14 protein-coding genes are annotated in these 18,927 nt (G+C 74.0%); all 14 read left to right on the plus strand.

The annotated features are described in order from the left end of the window. The first annotated feature begins 12 nt into the window (after window positions 1-12). The 14 genes from HDG68_RS03525 (at window position 13) to HDG68_RS03590 (ending at window position 18,885) form a co-directional block, all read left to right on the plus strand. Entirely contained in the window at window positions 13-957 is a 945-nt protein-coding gene (locus tag HDG68_RS03525; protein ID WP_343037411.1) for an FKBP-type peptidyl-prolyl cis-trans isomerase, read from the plus strand. Between the two features lie 7 nt (window positions 958-964). After that, the gene (hisF, locus tag HDG68_RS03530) at window positions 965-1,735 is read left to right on the plus strand and encodes an imidazole glycerol phosphate synthase subunit HisF (protein ID WP_172149370.1); all 771 of its coding nucleotides are present in this window, start codon (window positions 965-967) and stop codon (window positions 1,733-1,735) included. 166 nt (window positions 1,736-1,901) lie between these two features. After that, window positions 1,902-3,728 (plus strand): ABC transporter ATP-binding protein, encoded by a 1,827-nt coding sequence (locus HDG68_RS03535; protein WP_172150297.1) that lies wholly within the window; start codon window positions 1,902-1,904, stop codon window positions 3,726-3,728. Continuing rightward, on the plus strand, window positions 3,725-5,533 hold the full coding sequence (locus HDG68_RS03540; RefSeq protein ID WP_172149372.1) for an ABC transporter ATP-binding protein: 1,809 nt from the start codon (window positions 3,725-3,727) through the stop codon (window positions 5,531-5,533). The genes HDG68_RS03535 and HDG68_RS03540 overlap by 4 nt, the downstream gene beginning before the upstream one ends. Window positions 5,534-5,599: 66 nt before the next feature. Then, window positions 5,600-6,004 (plus strand): phosphoribosyl-AMP cyclohydrolase, encoded by a 405-nt coding sequence (gene hisI, locus HDG68_RS03545; RefSeq protein ID WP_172149374.1) that lies wholly within the window; start codon window positions 5,600-5,602, stop codon window positions 6,002-6,004. Next, complete coding sequence (locus HDG68_RS03550) at window positions 6,001-7,593, plus strand: anthranilate synthase component I (protein ID WP_172149376.1); 1,593 nt, start codon at window positions 6,001-6,003, stop codon at window positions 7,591-7,593. The genes hisI and HDG68_RS03550 overlap by 4 nt, the downstream gene beginning before the upstream one ends. Window positions 7,594-7,595: 2 nt before the next feature. Continuing rightward, on the plus strand, window positions 7,596-8,174 hold the full coding sequence (locus HDG68_RS03555) for a Trp biosynthesis-associated membrane protein (protein ID WP_172149378.1): 579 nt from the start codon (window positions 7,596-7,598) through the stop codon (window positions 8,172-8,174). A gap of 40 nt (window positions 8,175-8,214) precedes the next feature. Then, window positions 8,215-8,493 (plus strand): HGxxPAAW family protein, encoded by a 279-nt coding sequence (locus HDG68_RS03560; protein WP_172149380.1) that lies wholly within the window; start codon window positions 8,215-8,217, stop codon window positions 8,491-8,493. Window positions 8,494-8,710: 217 nt separating this feature from the next. Further along, window positions 8,711-9,535 (plus strand): indole-3-glycerol phosphate synthase TrpC, encoded by an 825-nt coding sequence (gene trpC / locus HDG68_RS03565; RefSeq protein ID WP_172149382.1) that lies wholly within the window; start codon window positions 8,711-8,713, stop codon window positions 9,533-9,535. A gap of 53 nt (window positions 9,536-9,588) precedes the next feature. After that, the gene (gene trpB, locus HDG68_RS03570) at window positions 9,589-10,884 is read left to right on the plus strand and encodes a tryptophan synthase subunit beta (RefSeq protein ID WP_172149384.1); all 1,296 of its coding nucleotides are present in this window, start codon (window positions 9,589-9,591) and stop codon (window positions 10,882-10,884) included. Beyond that, window positions 10,881-11,726 (plus strand): tryptophan synthase subunit alpha, encoded by an 846-nt coding sequence (gene trpA, locus HDG68_RS03575; RefSeq protein WP_172149386.1) that lies wholly within the window; start codon window positions 10,881-10,883, stop codon window positions 11,724-11,726. The genes trpB and trpA overlap by 4 nt, the downstream gene beginning before the upstream one ends. Window positions 11,727-11,731: 5 nt before the next feature. Then, the gene (lgt, locus tag HDG68_RS03580) at window positions 11,732-12,739 is read left to right on the plus strand and encodes a prolipoprotein diacylglyceryl transferase (RefSeq protein WP_425483750.1); all 1,008 of its coding nucleotides are present in this window, start codon (window positions 11,732-11,734) and stop codon (window positions 12,737-12,739) included. A 118-nt stretch (window positions 12,740-12,857) separates the two neighbouring features. Further along, the gene (gene gltB, locus HDG68_RS03585; RefSeq protein WP_172149390.1) at window positions 12,858-17,426 is read left to right on the plus strand and encodes a glutamate synthase large subunit; all 4,569 of its coding nucleotides are present in this window, start codon (window positions 12,858-12,860) and stop codon (window positions 17,424-17,426) included. Beyond that, window positions 17,419-18,885, plus strand: a complete 1,467-nt coding sequence (locus tag HDG68_RS03590; RefSeq protein ID WP_172149392.1) for a glutamate synthase small subunit — start codon at window positions 17,419-17,421, stop codon at window positions 18,883-18,885. The genes gltB and HDG68_RS03590 overlap by 8 nt, the downstream gene beginning before the upstream one ends. Window positions 18,886-18,927 lie beyond the last annotated feature (42 nt).

Here is an 18,927-nt window from a genome sequence, read left to right on the forward strand (position 1 = left end):
CAGACTGTCCCGGTGCCACCCGCTCGACCCCGCCCGATCGCCCGCGCCGTCGTCGTGGCGGTCGTGGCGGCGCTGACGCTGACGGGCTGCTCCGACGAGCTCCTGTCGCGGGTCACCCCGAGCGCGGTGCCGACGCAGGTCCCGGTGCAGGTCTCCGGCCCGGGGGGCGAACCGCCGGTGCTGGAGTACCCGCAGCCCTACGACGTGGTCCGTGCCGGGTCGCGCACCGTGCACCCCGGCACGGGCGACCGCCTCGAGACCGGCGAGCCGGTGCTGCTGCAGATGTACGCCGAGGACGGCCGCGACGGCAGCGTCGTCACCTCCACCTACCAGGACGCTCCGGCCTGGTACACGTTCTCACCGGAGGCGCTGGGGCAGAACCTCTACGAGTCGTTGCGCGGCAAGCGCGTGGGCGCCCGGGTGCTCGTGGTGGAGCAGGAGGGCGACGTCCCCGTGGTCCTGGTCGTCGACGTGCTGCCCACCCGCGCCGACGGCGAGCCCGTCGAGCCGCCGCAGGGGCTGCCGCAGGTCCTGCGCGACCCGGACGGCACCCCCACGGTGCGGGTCCCGGACGGCGACCCGCCCCAGGAGCTGGTAGTCCAGCCGCTGCTGCGCGGCTCCGGCCCCCAGGTCGACATCGGACAGGTCGTCACCGCGCGGTACGTGGCCGTGCGCTGGAGCGACGGTCGGGTCGTCGACTCCAGCTGGCGCGACGGCGTGGCGCCGCAGTCCACGATGATCGGCATCGGCCGGCTCGTGGAGGGCTGGGACCAGGGTCTGCTGGAGCAGTCGGTGGGCTCGCAGGTGATGCTCGTGGTGCCCCCGCACCTGGGCTACGGTGGCACGAACAGCGAGCTCGCCGAGGAGACGATCGTCTACGTCGTCGACATCCTCGACGCCCGCTTCCAGGCGACGGACCAGGTGCCGGAGCCGGGCTCCACCACCGACGAAGGGTGAACCATCCATGACCGTGGCCGTCCGGGTCATCCCGTGCCTCGACGTCGACGCCGGACGCGTCGTCAAGGGGGTCAACTTCACCCGGTTGCGCGACGCCGGTGACCCGGTCGAGCTCGCGGACCGGTACGACGACGAGGGCGCCGACGAGGTGACGTTCCTCGACGTCTCCGCGTCCTCCGGGGGACGCGAGACCATGGTCGACGTGGTGCGGCGCACGGCCGAGCAGGTGTTCGTCCCGCTGACCGTCGGCGGGGGAGTGCGCACCACGGACGACGTCGACCGGCTCCTGCGCGCCGGTGCGGACAAGGTGGGGGTCAACACCGCGGCGATCGCCCGGCCCGAGCTCATCGCCGAGATCGCCCAGCGCTTCGGCCGGCAGGTCCTCACCCTCTCCGTCGACGCGCGGCGGGTGACCGACGGCACCACCACCGCCTCCGGCTACGAGGTGACGACCCACGGCGGGCGCCGCGGGACGGGCATCGACGCCGTGGAGTGGGCCGCGCGGGCCGCGGACCTCGGCGCGGGGGAGATCCTGCTGAACTCCATGGACGCCGACGGGACCACCGCGGGGTTCGACCTGGAGATGCTCGGTGCGGTGCGCTCGCGGGTCTCGGTACCCCTGATCGCCTCCGGCGGCGCCGGCACGCCCGAGCACTTCGTGGCCGCCGCCCGCGCCGGCGCCGACGCCGTGCTGGCCGCGAGCGTCTTCCACTTCGGCACGCTGACGGTCGGCGAGGTCAAGGACGCGATGCGGGCGGCGGGCGTCGAGGTGCGCTGAGGCCGGACCCGCCGACCGACGGAGCCCGTTGCCCGGGCGCTAGGATCGTTTCGATCCCCCGCCACGATCGTGAGGTCCCCCTGTGCCCGAGGTGCCCCCCGGTACCCGTCCCGCGACCCTGACCGGCTCGCGCCTGCGCCGCAGCTGCGCCCTGCTGTGGCGCGGCATGCGCGCCGAGCCGCGCCTGTACCTGCTGGCCGTGATCGCCTCGGCGGTGTTCGGCGCCGCCACCGTCGCCGTCAGCCGGGCCGTCGGCTGGGCGACGGACGCCGTCGTCGTCCCGGCGCTCGCGGGTGACGCCACCGCCCGGGCGGACATCTGGCTCGCCGGGGGAGTGCTCGCCCTCGTGGCGCTCACCCTGGCGCTGTCCGTGGCCGGCCGGCGCATCTGGGCCGGGTGGGGCAACGTGGGGCTGCAGGCGCAGCACCGTCGCGGCGTGACGCGCCAGTACCTGCGCCTGCCCATGTCGTGGCACCGTTCGCACCCCGCCGGTCAGCTGCTGTCGAACGCCAGCGCGGACGTCGAGGCCGCCACCGGCGTGTTCAACCCGCTGCCGTTCGCGCTCGGCGTCGTGGTGATGATCGGCGTCGCCACGGGCATGCTGTTCGCCATCGACCCGTGGCTCGCCACGGCGGCGCTGCTGGTGATCCCCGCGGCCGTCGTCGCCAACCTCGTGTTCCAGCGCCACATGGCCCCCGCCGCGACCCGCGCCCAGCAGCTGCGCGCCCGCGTGGCCGACGTCGCCCACGAGTCCTTCGAGGCGGGGCTGCTGGTCAAGTCCCTGGGCACCGCCGACCGCGAGGAGCGGCGGTTCTCCGCCGCCACGGACGACCTGCGGGCCGCCAACGTCCGGGTCGGCTACGTCCGGGCGATCTTCGACCCCGTGATCGAGCTGCTGCCCAACCTGGGCACCCTGCTGGTGCTCGGCGTCGGCGCCTGGCGGGCCGCCGCCGGCGCGGTGGACGTCGGCGACGTCGTCACCGCCTCCTACCTGCTGACCGTGATGGCCGTGCCCGTGCGCGCGTTCGGCTGGGTGCTCGGCGAGCTGCCCCGCGCGCTCGTCGGCCACGAACGGCTCACCCGCGTGCTGGACGCCCGGGGCGAGCTCACCCCGGGCCCCGACGCCCTCCCGCACGACGCGGCCGGTCTGTCCGTGCGGATGGACGACGTCGGCGTCGACGTGCGTGCCGCCGGGCGCACCGTGAACCTGCTGCAGGACGTCACGCTCGAGGTCGCCGCCGGCACCACCGTGGCCGTGGTCGGCGCGACCGGTGCGGGCAAGACCACGCTCGTGTCGCTGCTCAGCCGGCTCAGCGACCCGACCCGGGGCACCGTGCTGCTCGACGGGACGGACCTGCGCACGCTCGCCGACGGCGAGATCCCCGCCCAGGTCTCGCTCGTGGCCCAGCAGACCTTCGTCTTCGAGGACACGGTGCGCGCCAACGTCACGCTCGCCGACGAGGTCTCGGACGAGATCGACGCCGCCGTGTGGGAGGCGCTGCGCCTCGCCCACGTCGACGACGTCGTCCGTGCCCTGCCGGACGGGCTCGACGCCCCCCTGGGCGAGCGCGGAGCCAACCTGTCCGGCGGCCAGCGCCAGCGCCTCGCCATCGCCCGCGCCCTGGTGCGCCGTCCGCGGCTGCTCGTCCTCGACGACGCGACCAGCGCCGTCGACCCCCGCGTGGAGCAGCAGATCCTCGCCGGCCTGGCCGCGCGGACGGCCGACGGCCGGCGGGCCACCACCGTCGTCATGGTCGCCTACCGGATGTCCTCGGTCGTCATGGCCGACCGTGTCGTCCACCTCGAGGGCGGTCGCGTGGTCGACGTCGGCACGCACGACGAGCTGCTGGCCCGGGACGCGGGGTACCGCGAGCTCGCCACCGCCTACGAGGCCGAGACGGCGCGCCGCGAGCAGGAGCTCGCCGACGAGCGCGCCGCCGGCACCGAGGTGGCCGAACCCTGGGAGACCGACGAGGAGGAGGTGGCCCGATGAGCGACTCGCGCATCGCCTCGGCCAGCGAGCTGGGCGTGCTCGCCACGCTGCGCCACGGGATCCGGATCTCGCCCCAGATCGTCCAGGGCCTCTGGATCACCCTGGCCCTCGCCGTGCTCGCGGCCGCCGGACGCGTCGTCGTGCCCCTGGCCGTCCAGCGGACGGTCGACGACGGCATCCTCGCGGACGGGGGCCCGGACGCCTCGCGCGTCGCGCTGCTCACCGCGGTCGCCGCCGGCGCCATCGTGCTCGCGGGACTGTGCACGGCGGTCGTCAACGTCCGCCTCTTCCGCACCACCGAGGCCGGGCTGGCCACGCTGCGCACCAGCGCGTTCCGGCACGTGCACGACCTGTCGACGCTGTCCCAGGGCACCGAGCGCCGCGGGGCGCTGGTCTCGCGCGTGACCACCGACGTCGACCAGATCTCCCACTTCGTGCAGTGGGGCGGCATCATGCTGCTGGTCTCCACCCTGCAGATCGCCGTGGCCACCGTCCTCATGGCGGTCTACTCGCCGGCGCTGACGGTCGTGGTGTGGCTCTGCTTCGTGCCGCTCTTCCTCGTGCTGCGCTACGCCCAGCGTGCCGTCGGCCGCGCGTTCGCCCGGGCGCGCGAGAAGGTCGGCACGATGCTGGCGGCCGTCTCGGAGTCCGTGGTCGGCGCCGAGACCGTGCGCGCCTACGGGGTGGAGGCCCGCACCGGGCGCCGCATCGACACCGCGATCGAGGACGCCCGCCGGACCCAGGGCCGGGCCCTGGTGCTCGTGGCCAGCGTGTTCTCGTCGGGCACGCTCATGGCCAACCTCGTGCTGGCCGTGGTCGTCGTGGTGGGTTCGTTCCTCGGCATCGGGGGCGGTCTCACGGCCGGTCAGCTCGTCGCGTTCCTGTTCCTGGTCCAGCTCTTCACCGGGCCGGTGCAGATGGCCACCGAGATCCTCAACGAGATGCAGAACGCCCTGGCCGGGTGGCGGCGCGTGCTCGCCGTCGTCGAGACGCCGATCGACGTGGTCGACCCCGGCGACGACGGCGTCGACAGCCCCCGCGGGGACGCCCACGTCACGCTGCGCGGCGTGCGCTACGCCTACCCCGACGGCCCCGAGGTGCTGCACGGCGTCGACCTGGAGCTGCCGGCACGGCGCAAGGTCGCCGTCGTGGGGCAGACGGGCTCCGGCAAGACGACGGTCGCCAAGCTCGTCGCCCGGCTCATGGACCCCACCTCCGGCAGCGTGGAGCTGGACGGCGTGGACCTGCGCCGCATCCCGCTGGCACGGCTGCGCGAGCGCGTGGTGCTGGTGCCGCAGGAGGGCTTCCTGTTCGACGGCACGGTCCTGACCAACGCCGCCCACGGGCTGCGGGAGCTGCCGCCGGACCCGGACGGCGACCCGGAGGTCCGGGCACGGGTGGCGGCGGCGTTCGACGCGCTCGGGCTGACGGACTGGCTCGCCGGGATGCCGGCCGGCCTCGACACCGACGTCGGTCAGCGGGGCGAGGCGCTGTCGGCGGGGGAGCGTCAGCTCGTCGCGGTCGCCCGCGCCTACCTCGCCGCACCCGACCTGCTCGTCCTGGACGAGGCGACCTCCGCCGTCGACCCGGCCACCGAGGTGCGCATCGCCCGCGCCCTGGACGCGCTGACCTCCGGACGGTCCACCATCACCATCGCCCACCGGCTGTCCACCGCCGAGGCGAGCGACGTGGTCGTGGTGGTCGACGACGGGAACGTGGTCGAGGTGGGTCCGCACGCCGAGCTCGCCGCGGCCGGCGGCACGTACGCCCGCATGCACGCGAGCTGGGTGGCGCAGACCCGCTGAGGCCCGCCGCGGCCCGCCCCGCGGACGCCGCCCCGGGGCGGGGCGCAGGCGTGAAAGGATGCTGGCGTGCAGAACCCCAGCGCCCTCGACCCCGCCGTCGCCGACCGGCTCAAGCGTGACGAGCACGGGCTCGTCGCCGCGATCGTGCAGCAGCACGGCTCCGGCGAGGTGCTCATGCTCGGATGGATGGACGACGAGGCCCTGCACCGCACCCTGACGACCGGCCGCGTGACGTTCTGGAGCCGGTCGCGCGGCGAGTACTGGCGCAAGGGCGACACCTCCGGGCACCGCCAGCACGTGCGGTCCGTGGCCCTCGACTGCGACGGCGACGCCCTGCTCGTCCAGGTCGACCAGGTGGGTGCCGCCTGCCACACCGGCACGCGCACCTGCTTCGAGGCCGGTGGTGACCTGGGTGCCGTCGTCGGCGCCGTGCCCGCGAACGACCCCGACCACGCCGAGGAGGACCGGTGACCACCACGCCCCCACGCCCCGCGCAGGCACCCGCCGTCGCGCCGACGGCCGAGGACCTCACCTGGGGCGCGACGTGGCCGGGCCTGCCCGTGTTCCGCGAGCTGGCCCGGGACCGCCGCGTGATCCCGGTGGTGCGCCGCGTGCTCGCCGACGACGTCACGCCCGTGGGCCTGTACCGCTCGCTCGCGCAGGGCCGCCCGGGCACGTTCGTCCTGGAGTCCGCCGAGGCCGGCCGCTCCTGGTCGCGCTGGTCGTTCGTGGGCGTCGAGGCGCGTGCCACGCTGCTGTCCGACGGCGGCCGGGCGCGCTGGCGCGGCGACGTCCCGGCGGGCATCCCCCGCGAGGGCGACGTCGTCGAGGTCCTGGAGGCGGCGCTCGAGGCGCTGCGCACCGAGCCCGTCCAGGGGCTGCCGCCGCTGACCGGCGGGTTCGTGGGCGCCATGGGCTGGGACGTGGTGCGGCACTGGGAGCCGAGCCTGCCCGCGGACGCGCCGGACGAGCTCGACGCCCCGGAGGTGGCGCTCGCCCTGGCCACCGACCTGGTGGCCGTCGACCACCTGACCGGGTCCGTGTGGCTCATCGCCAACGCGATCAACGCCGACGACACCGACGAGCGCGTGGACGAGGCGCACGCCGACGCGGTGGCGCGGCTGGACGCCCTGGCCGACCGCCTCGCCGCGTCCCACCGTGCCGAGCGGACGGTGCTGCGCGACGACCTCGCCGAGCCCGAGATCGAGTTCCGCTCCACGCGCGCCGAGTACGAGGCGGCCGTGCTCGCCGGTCAGGAGGGGGTGCGCGACGGCGAGGTGTTCCAGGTCGTGCTCTCGCAGCGGCTCGACCTCGACTGCCCGGCACCGCCGCTGGACGTGTACCGGGCGCTGCGCACCATCAACCCGAGCCAGTACATGTACTACTTCCAGCTCACCGACCACCGCGAGCGCGACTTCGCCGTGGTCGGCGCGAGCCCGGAGACGCTGGTCAAGGTCGACGAGGGACACGTCACCACGTACCCGATCGCGGGCTCGCGGCCCCGCGGCGAGAAGGTCGAGGACGACGTCGAGCTCGCCGAGGAGCTGCTCGCCGACCCCAAGGAGCGGGCCGAGCACCTGATGCTCGTGGACCTGTCCCGCAACGACATGGTCAAGGTGTGCGAGCCGACCTCCGTGGAGGTGGTGGAGTACATGACGGTGCGGCGGTTCAGCCACATCATGCACCTGTGCTCGACCGTGGTCGGACGCCTGCGGCCGGGCGCCACCGCCCTGGACACGTTCCGGGCGACGTTCCCCGCGGGCACCCTGTCCGGGGCGCCCAAGCCGCGCGCGATCGCGCTGATCGACGAGCTCGAGCCGGCGTCGCGCGGCATCTACGGCGGCACCTGCGGCTACTTCGACTTCGGCGGGAACATGGACATGGCGATCGCCATCCGCACGGCGTTCCTGCGGGACGGGCGTGCCTCGGTGCAGGCCGGCGGCGGGGTCGTCGCGGACTCCGTTCCCGCGCTGGAGTACGAGGAGTCGCGCAACAAGGCGGCCGCCGCGGTGCGAGCCGTGCAGCTCGCCGCCCGGTTCGCGGACCTGGGGCGCTCGTGAGCGTGGCGATCCGGTCCCGTGCCCGCGCGGTCGTCGCGCTCCTCGTCCTCGGGGCGGGTGCGCTCGCGGCCGCGTCGGCCACCTGGCTGCGCACCTCGGTCTCGACCGCGCTCGAGCCGGAGGCGGCCGTCGTGGTCACGGGGACGACGGCGGCACCCGGGGTGGCCGCGGCGGCGTTCGTGGTGGTGGCCGGGGCGCTGGCCACCACGCTCGGGGGCTCGCTCGCACGTCGGGTCGCGCTCGTGGTCGCCGCGGGCGGGGGACTGGGGATCACGGCGTCGGCCGTGGCCGTGCTGCTCGACGCCGAGGGGCCGGCCGTGCTGGGCGCCTCCGACGCCGCCGGCGTGACGGAGCTGGCCTCGCCGGTGCAGGTCACGCTCCTGCCCTGGCTCGCGGCCCTCGCGGGCGCGCTGGTCGTCGTCGTGGCGGTGCTGGCGCTGCTGGGCGCCGGCTCGTGGGCCGCCACCGGAGGGCGTCACGAGCGGGCCGGCACCGCGGAGGCGCGGCCCGCCGCCGAACCCGACCCGCAGGCCGACTGGGACGCCCTGTCCCGGGGCACGGACCCGTCGTCCGACCGGTAGTCTGAGCCCAGCACCACGTGACGAAAGGTAAGACCTGCCGATGACCGACAACCGCACCGCCGAGCCGACGTACCTGCCGGAGGCGGTCCCGCCCACCAACCACGGCCACACCGTCGCGGCCTGGACCGCCATGATCGGCGTGATGATCGGGGCGCTCGTCTCGTCGATCGGCTGCCTGCCCGGCGTGCCGTTCGCGCTGTTCTGGGTCGGGCTCGTCGTGGTCGTGGCCGCCTGCGTGGCGGGCCTGGTCATGCGCAACATGGGTCTCGGCCAGCCGAAGGCGGGCGTCGCGCCGCGGCGGCAGGCGGCGGGCCACTGACGCCCGGCCGGTCCGCCCGCACCACGCCCGGTACCCGTGGGGTGCCGGGCGTCGTCGTGCGCGGCCGTGCGCGTCACGGAGCGATAACGATGTGGTCCGTCCGGTCGGGGGCACCCGCGTCCTGCCGCGACCGGGGCGTCTCGTCCCTCGGGCGGTGGTCAACCTCACGGCCACTCCGGCCTACCATGGCAGGACCACGTCCGGGGGAGGGGAGAGCATGACAGTCCTGGAGGACATCGTCGCGGGGGTCCGCGAGGACCTTGCCGCGCGTCAGGCACGTACCTCGCTCGACGAGCTCAAGGAGCGCGCGGCACGGGTGCCGGGAGCGCTCGAGTGCGCCAGCGTGCTGCACTCGGAGGACAGGGTCGCCGTCGTCGCCGAGGTGAAGCGCTCGAGCCCGTCCAAGGGTTCGCTGGCGCCCATCACCGACCCCGCCGCCCTGGCCGCCGAGTACGCCGCCGGCGGCGCCGGCGTCATCTCGGTGCTGACCGAGCAGCGCCGCTTCGGCGGCAGCCTCGACGACCTGGACGCCGTGCGCGCCCGGGTGGACGTGCCGGTGCTGCGCAAGGACTTCGTGGTCACGCCCTACCAGGTGTGGGAGGCGCGGGCGCACGGCGCCGACGTCGTCCTGCTCATCGTCGCCGCGCTCGAGCAGACCGTGCTGACGTCCCTCGTCGAACGGGTGCACTCCCTGGGGATGACGGCGCTGGTCGAGGTGCACACGGCCGAGGAGGTCTCGCGCGCCCTCGACGCCGGGGCCCGCGTCATCGGCGTCAACGCCCGTGACCTCAAGACGCTCGAGGTGCGCCGGGAGACCTTCGCCCGGCTCGCCCCGCTGATCCCCGACGACGTCGCCCGCGTGGCCGAGTCCGGGGTGCGCGGCCCGCACGACGTCATGGAGTACGCCCGGGCCGGCGCCCACGCGGTGCTGGTCGGCGAGGCGCTCGTCACCGACGGTCAGCCGCGGCGCTCGGTGGCGGACCTGGTCGCGGCGGGCCAGCACCCGTCGCTGTGGTCGGTCCGCCCGGCCGTGCAGCCCTGAGCGGGCGTCCCGCCCGCACCCGAACCCCCCACCGCCTGCAGTTAGGAGCGACCGTGCCCGCCAAGCCCGTGCGCGACGCGCTGACCGAGACGCTCGCCGCCTCCGACGCCGGCCGCCTCGCCGACGTCCACGGCCCCTACTTCGGGCAGTTCGGCGGCCGGTACGTCCCCGAGGCGCTGATCGCCGCCCTGGACGAGCTCGAGGCGGAGTTCCGCAAGGCGCAGGCCGACGCCGCGTTCGCCGCGGACCTGGAGCGGCTGCACCGCGAGTACACCGGGCGGCCCTCGCCCCTGACGGAGGTTCCGCGGTTCGCCGAGCACGCCGACCCCGATGGTGCGGTGCGGATCCTGCTCAAGCGCGAGGACCTGAACCACACCGGCTCGCACAAGATCAACAACGTCCTGGGCCAGGCGCTGCTCGTCAAGCGGATGGGCAAGTCCCGCGTGATCGCCGAGACGGGCGCCGGGCAGCACGGCGTCGCCACGGCCACCGCCGCCGCCCTGCTCGGGCTCGAGTGCGTCGTGTACATGGGCGAGGAGGACACCCGCCGGCAGGCGCTGAACGTGGCGCGCATGGAGCTGCTGGGCGCCACCGTCGTGCCCGTGGCCGTCGGGACCCGCACGCTGAAGGACGCGATCAACGAGGCCCTGCGCGACTGGGTCACCAACGTCGAGTCGACGCACTACCTGCTCGGCACCGTCACCGGGCCGCACCCGTTCCCCGAGATGGTGCGCGAGTTCCACCGCATCATCGGCGCCGAGGCGCGCGAGCAGGTGCTCGAGCGGGTGGGGCGGCTGCCCGACGTCGTGGCCGCGTGCGTCGGCGGCGGTTCCAACGCCCTGGGCCTGTTCAACGCGTTCCTGGACGACGACGGCGTCGAGCTCTACGGGTTCGAGGCCGGCGGCGAGGGGATCGAGTCCGGGCGCCACGCCGCCCGGTTCTCCGGCGGGGCGCCCGGCGTCCTGCACGGCGCCCGGTCCTACCTGCTGCAGGACGACGACGGCCAGACCCGGCCCAGCCACTCGGTCTCCGCCGGGCTGGACTACCCGAGCGTCGGCCCCGCCCACTCCTGGCTGCACGACATCGGCCGCGCCACGTACGAGCCCGTGACGGACGACGAGGCGATGGAGGCCTTCCGGCTGCTGTGCCGGACCGAGGGCATCATCCCGGCCATCGAGTCGGCCCACGCCCTGGCCGGCGCCCTGCGCGTCGGACGGCGCCGCGTCGCCGAGGGACTGCGCGACCAGGTGATCCTGGTCAACCTCTCCGGGCGGGGGGACAAGGACGTGGCCACCGCGGCGACGTGGTTCGGGCTGCTCGACGGGACGACGACGGAGGGGGACCGGTGAGCACCGCGACGACCGCCTCGGCGACGGCCGCCCGGCTGGACGCCCTGCGCGCCGAGGGACGGCCGGCCCTCGTCGGCTACCTGCCCGTCGGCTACCCCGACGTCGACCGCTCCGTGCAGGCCGTCACGACGATGGTCGACGCCGGGGTCGACGTCGTGGAGATCGGCGTGCCGTACACCGACCCGGTGATGGACGGGCCCGTCATCCAGGAGGCGGCCGAGGCGGCGCTGCACGGCGGCACCCGCGTGCGCGACGTGCTGCGGGTGGTCGAGGCCGTCGCCCAGCACTCCGGCGGCCGGGTGCCGGCCCTGGTGATGTCGTACTACAACCCCGTGCTGCGCTACGGCGTCGAGGCGTTCGCCCGCGACCTGTCGGCCGCCGGCGGTGCCGGGATGATCACGCCCGACCTCATCCCGGACGAGGCCGACGAGTGGAGCACCGCCGCCGACGCGCACGGTCTCGACAAGGTCTACCTGGTGGCCCCGAGCTCCACCCCGGAGCGGCTGCGGCTCACGGCGCAGGCCTCGCGGGGCTTCGTCTACGCGGCCTCCACGATGGGCGTGACCGGCGCCCGGGACGCGGTCGGGGACCGCGCCGAGCGGCTCGTGGCCGACACTCGCTCCGCCGGTGCGGCGCACGTGTGCGTCGGTCTGGGCGTGTCCACGGGCGACCAGGCCGCCCAGGTGGGCCGGTACGCCGACGGCGTGATCGTCGGCTCCGCCCTGGTGCGGACCCTGCTCGGCGACGCACCGTGGTCGGAGCGCCTCGACGACCTCGGTAGGGTGACCGCCGAGCTCGCGACCGGAGTCGCGCGCGCCCGGACCGCGGAAGGAACCTCGTGAACGTCATCGGCCAGATCGCCACCGCGATCCCGAGCCCGTCGCAGGGCGTGTGGTACCTCGGCCCGGTGCCGATCCGTGCCTACGCCCTGGCGATCCTCGCGGGGATCGTCGCGGCCGTGTGGATCACCATGAAGCGCTGGCAGGCGCGCGGCGGCGACCCGGACGACGTCCTGGAGATCGCGTTCTGGGCGGTCCCGTTCGGCATCGTCGGTGGCCGGCTGTACCACGTGATCTCCACCCCCGACCCGTACTGGGGGGAGAACGGCGACCCCGTCTCGGCGCTGTACATCTGGCAGGGCGGTCTCGGCATCTGGGGCGCCGTCGCGCTCGGGGCCGTCGGCGCCTGGATCGGCTGCCGGCGCCTCGGCGTCCGCCTGCCCGCGTTCGCCGACGCCCTGGCCCCCGGGCTGCTGGTCGCCCAGGCGATCGGCCGGCTGGGCAACTGGTTCAACCAGGAGCTGTTCGGCGCGCCGACCACCCTCCCGTGGGGCCTGGAGATCGACCCGGCGCACCTGCCCGTCGACCCCGCCACGGGGCTGCAGTACGCCGAGGGGACGCTGTTCCACCCGACGTTCCTGTACGAGATGGTCTGGAACCTCGGCGCCGCCGCGCTGCTGATCTGGCTCGACCGCCGGTACAGGCTCGGTCATGGGAGGGTATTCTGGGCCTACGTCGCGCTCTACACCCTTGGTCGGGTGTGGATCGAGATGCTCCGCATCGACACCGCCGAGATGGTGCTCGGGCTGCGGCTGAACGTCTGGACGTCGATCGTCCTGGGCCTCGGTGCCCTGGTGGCCTTCGTCGTCGTCGGACGGCTGCGCCCCGGGCGCGAGGACGGCGTCGAGCTGCCCGGCCGCCCACCCCGCGACCGGCAGCAGGACGACGGACAGCACGAGACCGACGGCGCTCCTTCCGGGACGGACTCGTCCGGCACCGGGCAGGACGCCCCCGACACGACCGAGACGGACGCGTCGGACGCCGGGACCGACCAGGACCCGGCGTCCCGCACCTGAGACGGGACCCGGCCGGCAACCCCCGGCAGGTTCCTTCTCGTACGTTCGACGGGCCGAGGACGTCCCGGACCACCCTTGAAGCAACGCGCCCGCACGCGGGCGCAGGAGGACGGTGTTGATGACCACGCCGCAGCACTGGTCCGCGCCCCCCGCGGCGCAGGGCCTCTACGACCCGGCGGCCGAGCACGACGCCTGCGGTGTCGCGTTCGTGGCGACGCTGCGCGGCACGCCGGGGCGCGACATCGTCGACGCCGGGCTGACCGCCCTGCTCAACCTGGACCACCGCGGCGCCGTCGGCGCCGAGGAGGACAGCGGGGACGGCGCCGGCATCCTCACGCAGATCCCCGACGCGTTCGTGCGCGACGTCGTCGCCGCGGACCTGCCGCCGGCCGGCCACTACGCCATCGGCATGGCGTTCCTGCCCCGGGACCCCGCGGAGGCGGACGCCCTCGCACGGCGCTTCGAGGCCATCGCGGTCGAGGAGAAGCTCGACGTGCTGGCCTGGCGCGACGTGCCGGTCACGGCCGACCTCGTCGGCCCGACCGCGCGCGCCTCGATGCCCACCTTCCGTCAGGTGGTCGTCGCCGACCCCGCCGGCGAGCTCGCCGGCCTCGCGCTGGACCGCCGGGCCTACCGGCTGCGCAAGCGCGCCGAGAACGAGCTGGAGCTGTTCCTCGCCTCGCTGTCGGCCCGCACCCTGACCTACAAGGGGATGCTGACCACCGCGCAGCTCGAGCCGTTCTTCCCGGACCTGTCCGACCCGCGGTACGCGTCGGAGATCGCGCTCGTCCACTCCCGGTTCTCCACCAACACGTTCCCGTCCTGGCCGCTGGCCCAGCCGTTCCGCATGATCGCGCACAACGGCGAGATCAACACCGTCAAGGGCAACCGCAACTGGATGGCGGCCCGCGAGGGCACGCTCGCCAGCGAGGAGCTGGGCGACCTCGCGCCGCTGCTGCCGATCTGCTCGGCGGGCTCCAGCGACTCGGCGAGCTTCGACGAGGTGCTCGAGCTGCTGCACCTGTCGGGGCGCTCCCTGCCGCACTCGGTGCTGATGATGATCCCGGAGGCGTGGGAGAACCACGCCGAGATGGACCCCGCGCGGCGCGCCTTCTACCAGTACCACGCCAACCTCATCGAGCCTTGGGACGGCCCGGCCTGCCTGACGTTCACCGACGGCTCCCTCATCGGTGCCGTGCTCGACCGCAACGGCCTGCGACCGGGACGCTTCTGGGTGACCGAGGACGGCCTGGTCGTGCTCGGCTCCGAGGCCGGCGTGCTCGACATCGACCCGGCCACGGTGGTGCGCAAGGGCCGCCTGGAGCCGGGCCGCATGTTCCTCGTGGACACCGCCCAGGGCCGGATCGTCGAGGACGACGAGGTCAAGTCGCAGCTCGCGTCGCAGCGTCCCTACGGCGAGTGGATCGAGCAGAACTCGATCTCGTTGGACTCGCTGCCCGAGCGCGAGCACGTCGCCCACTCGCCGGCGTCCGTCCAGCGGCGCCAGCGGGCCTTCGGGTACACCTCCGAGGAGCTGAAGATCATCCTGACGCCCATGGCGAACAACGCCATGGAGCCGCTGGGTGCCATGGGGTCCGACACGCCGGTCGCGGTGCTGTCGAACCGCCCGCGGCTGCTCTTCGACTACTTCACCCAGATGTTCGCCCAGGTGACCAACCCGCCACTGGACGCGATCCGTGAGGAGCTGGTCACCTCCATCGGCGGTGCGATCGGACCCGAGCCGAACCTGCTCGAGGACACCCCGCAGCACGCCCGCAAGCTGATCCTGCCGTTCCCCGTGCTCGACAACGACGAGCTCGCCAAGATCATGCGCATCGAGCGGGACGAGCGCCTCGAGGGCGAGTTCCGTGCCGCCATCGTGCGCGGCCTGTACGACGTCTCCGGCGGCGGCCGTGCGCTGCAGGAACGCCTCGAGGAGATCTTCGCGGACATCGACGCCCAGATCGAGGCGGGCGTCACGCACATCATCCTGTCCGACCGCGACTCCGACGCCGAGCGGGCGCCGATCCCGTCGCTGCTGCTGACCAGCGCCGTGCACCACCACCTGCTGCGCCGCCAGACCCGCACGCGGATCTCCCTGGTCGTCGAGGCCGGCGACGTGCGCGAGGTGCACCACGTCGCGCTGCTCATCGGCTACGGCGCGGCCGCGGTGAACCCGTACCTCGCCATGGAGACGGTCGAGGACCTGGCCCGGCGCGGCTACCTCGACGTGGCGCCCGACGTCGCGGTCGACAACCTCATCACCGCGCTCGGCAAGGGTGTGCTCAAGGTGATGTCCAAGATGGGCATCTCCACGATCATGTCCTACCGCGGCGCCCAGGTCTTCGAGGCCGTGGGTCTGTCCCACGAGCTCGTGGACGACTACTTCACCGGCACCACGAGCCGCCTCGGCGGCATCGGCCTGGACGTGATCGCCGCGGAGACCGCGGCCCGGCACACCGAGGCCTACCCGGCGTCCGGCAACCACACCCCGCACGAGCGGCTCACCACCGGTGGCGAGTACCAGTGGCGCCGCGACGGCGAGGAGCACCTGTTCGACCCGGAGACGGTCTTCCGGCTCCAGCACGCCACCCGTGCGGGCAAGATGGACATCTTCCGCCAGTACACGCGGCGCGTCGACGAGCAGTCCGAGCGGCTCATGACGCTGCGCGGCCTGCTGCGCTTCGAGCCGGACCGCGACCCGGTGCCGATCGACGAGGTCGAGCCCGTCAGCGAGATCGTCAAGCGGTTCAACACCGGTGCGATGTCCTACGGCGCGATCAGCCAGGAGATGCACGAGACGCTCGCCATCGCCATGAACCAGCTCCAGGGCCGGTCCAACTCGGGCGAGGGCGGCGAGGACTCCGAGCGGCTCTACGACCCGCAGCGGCGGTCGCGCGTCAAGCAGATCGCCTCGGGGCGGTTCGGCGTGACCAGCGAGTACCTCACCCAGGCCGACGACATCCAGCTCAAGCTCGCCCAGGGTGCCAAGCCCGGCGAGGGTGGCCAGCTGCCCGGGCCGAAGGTCTACCCGTGGGTCGCCAAGACCCGGCACTCCACGCCCGGCGTCGGCCTGATCTCGCCGCCGCCGCACCACGACATCTACTCGATCGAGGACCTGGCCCAGCTGATCCACGACGCCAAGAACGCCAACCCGGCCGCGCGGATCCACGTCAAGCTGGTCTCGGAGTTCGGCGTCGGGACGGTCGCCACGGGCGTGTCCAAGGCGCACGCCGACGTCGTGCTCATCTCCGGGCACGACGGCGGCACGGGCGCGAGCCCGCTGACCTCGCTCAAGCACGCGGGCACCCCGTGGGAGATCGGTCTGGCCGAGACCCAGCAGACGCTCGTGCTCAACGACCTGCGCGACCGCATCACCGTCCAGGTGGACGGCCAGATGAAGACCGGTCGCGACGTCGTCGTCGCCGCGCTGCTGGGCGCCGAGGAGTTCGGGTTCGCCACCGCCCCCATGGTGGTCTCCGGCTGCATCATGATGCGCGTGTGCCACCTGGACACCTGTCCCGTCGGCGTGGCCACGCAGAACCCGGAGCTGCGGCGCCGGTTCACCGGCCAGGCCGAGTTCGTGGTGAACTTCTTCGAGTTCATCGCCACCGAGGTCCGCGAGCACCTCGCGGCCCTCGGCTTCCGGTCGATCGACGAGGCCGTCGGGCAGGTGCAGACCCTCGACACGCGCAAGGCCGTCGACCACTGGAAGGCCCAGGGCCTGGACCTCGGTCCCGTGCTGGAGCAGGTGCCCGCGCAGCAGGGGTCCGCGCTGCACCGCACACAGGACCAGGACCACGGTCTCGACAAGGCGCTCGACCGGCAGCTCATCGCCCAGGCCGGGCCGGCCCTCGAGGACGCCCGACCGGTGCGCATCGAGGTCCCGGTGCGCAACGTCAACCGCACGGTGGGAACGATGCTGGGGCACGAGGTCACCAAGCGGTACCGCGGTGAGGGCCTGCCCGACGACACCATCGACGTGACCCTGACCGGGTCCGCCGGCCAGTCCTTCGGGGCGTTCCTGCCCCGGGGTGTCACGCTGCGCCTCTTCGGCGACGCGAACGACTACGTCGGCAAGGGCCTGTCCGGCGGCCGGATCGTGGTGCGGCCGGACAAGGCGGCGGTGCTCGAGGGCGCCGCGAACGTCATCGCCGGCAACGTCATCGGCTACGGGGCGACCTCCGGCCAGGTCTTCCTGCGCGGCCGCGTCGGCGAGCGCTTCGGGGTGCGCAACTCCGGTGCGACGCTCGTCGTCGAGGGCGTGGGCGACCACGGCTGCGAGTACATGACCGGTGGCGAGGTGCTCGTGCTCGGCCCCACCGGGCGCAACTTCGGCGCCGGGATGTCCGGCGGCGTCGCCTACGTGCTCGGCCTGCGGGACAAGGCGATGAACCACGCCGCCGTCACCAAGGGCGAGCTCGAGGTGACCGCCCTGCCGGACGAGGACTGGCAGCGGGTGCGCACCCTGCTGCAGCAGCACCTGGACGAGACCGGCTCGCCGGTCGCGGCCGAGCTCCTGGACGACCCGGCCGCGCGCGAGAAGTTCTCCCGCGTGGTGCCGCCCGCCTGGGCCAAGGTGCGTGAGGCGCTCGGCGAGGCCGAGGCTGCCGGCACGCCCCTGGGCGAGGGCGACGACTTCGACCCGACGCTGTGGGAGCGCATCATGGAGGTGGCTCGTGGCTGATCCCCGTGGATTTCTGAAGGTGCGGGAGCGGGAGCTCCCCAAGAGCCGACCGGTCGAGGTCCGGCTGCGCGACTGGAAGGACACCTACGCGCAGCGGCAGGAGGGCCAGCCGTTCCTCAAGGAGCAGGCCGGCCGCTGCATGGACTGCGGCATCCCGTTCTGCCACCAGGGCTGCCCGCTGGGGAACCTCATCCCCGAGTGGAACGACCTGGTGCGGACCGACCAGTGGGCCGACGCCATCGAGCGGCTGCACGCGACGAACAACTTCCCGGAGTTCACGGGCCGCGTGTGTCCCGCGCCGTGCGAGACGAGCTGCGTGCTGGGGATCAACCAGCCGGCGGTGACGATCAAGAACATCGAGGTCTCGATCATCGACGAGGCGTTCGAGCGCGGCCTGGTGGCACCCCAGGTGCCGCAGCGCCTGACGGGTTCGACGGTCGCGGTCGTCGGCTCCGGGCCTGCCGGGCTCGCCGCCGCCCAGCAGCTCACGCGGGCCGGGCACACGGTCGTGGTGTACGAGCGGGACGACGCGATCGGCGGCCTGCTGCGCTACGGCATCCCCGACTTCAAGCTCGAGAAGGAGCACATCGAGCGACGTCTCGAGCAGATGGAGGCCGAGGGCACCCGGTTCCGACCGGGCGTCGCCATCGGCACGGACATCACGTGGGACGCGCTGCGACGCCGGTTCGACGCCGTCGTCGTCGCCACGGGGGCGACCGTGCCCCGCGACCTGCCGGTGCCGGGCCGTGAGCTCGACGGTGTGCACTACGCGATGGACTTCCTGACGCCGTCGAACAAGGCCGTGGCGGGACAGCCCGTCGAGGGCGCCCCGCACGCCGAGGGCAAGCACGTCATCGTCATCGGCGGTGGCGACACCGGGTCCGACTGCGTCGGCACCTCCCTGCGCCAGGGCGCGGCGAGCGTCACCACGCTGGCGATCGGCAAGAAGCCGCCGACCGAGCGGCCCGCGCACCAGCCCTGGCCCACCGACCCGATCCTGTTCGAGGTCTCGAGCTCGCACGAGGAGGGCGGGGAGCGCTCCTTCCTGGCCTCGACCGTCGAGTTCGTCGGGGACGAGGACGGTCACGTGCGGTCGCTGACGGTGGCCGAGACCGAGTACCTCGAGGACGGCCGCCGGGTCCCCAAGCCGGGCACGGAGCGCCAGATCCCGGCGGACCTGGTGCTGATCGCGATGGGCTTCACCGGTCCGGAGACCCCCGAGCTGGTGCAGCAGACCGGCGCCGAGACGACCGGCCGCGGGCTGGTGCGCCGCGGCGACGACTACGCGTCCTCGCTGCCCGGCGTGTTCGTGGCCGGCGACGCCGGCCGTGGCCAGTCCCTGATCGTGTGGGCGATCGCGGAGGGCCGGGCGGCCGCCGCCGCGGTGGACGCCTACCTGCAGGGGAGCACCGAGCTGCCGGCTCCGGTGGGCCCCAGGACGGTCGCGCTGCGAGGATGAGAACGACCCCGGGTCCCCGTCGGGGACCCGGGCCTGGCTCCG

It is taken from the genome of Isoptericola chiayiensis, from assembly GCF_013149805.1.
GTDB classification, from domain to species: Bacteria; Actinomycetota; Actinomycetes; order Actinomycetales; family Cellulomonadaceae; genus Isoptericola; species Isoptericola chiayiensis.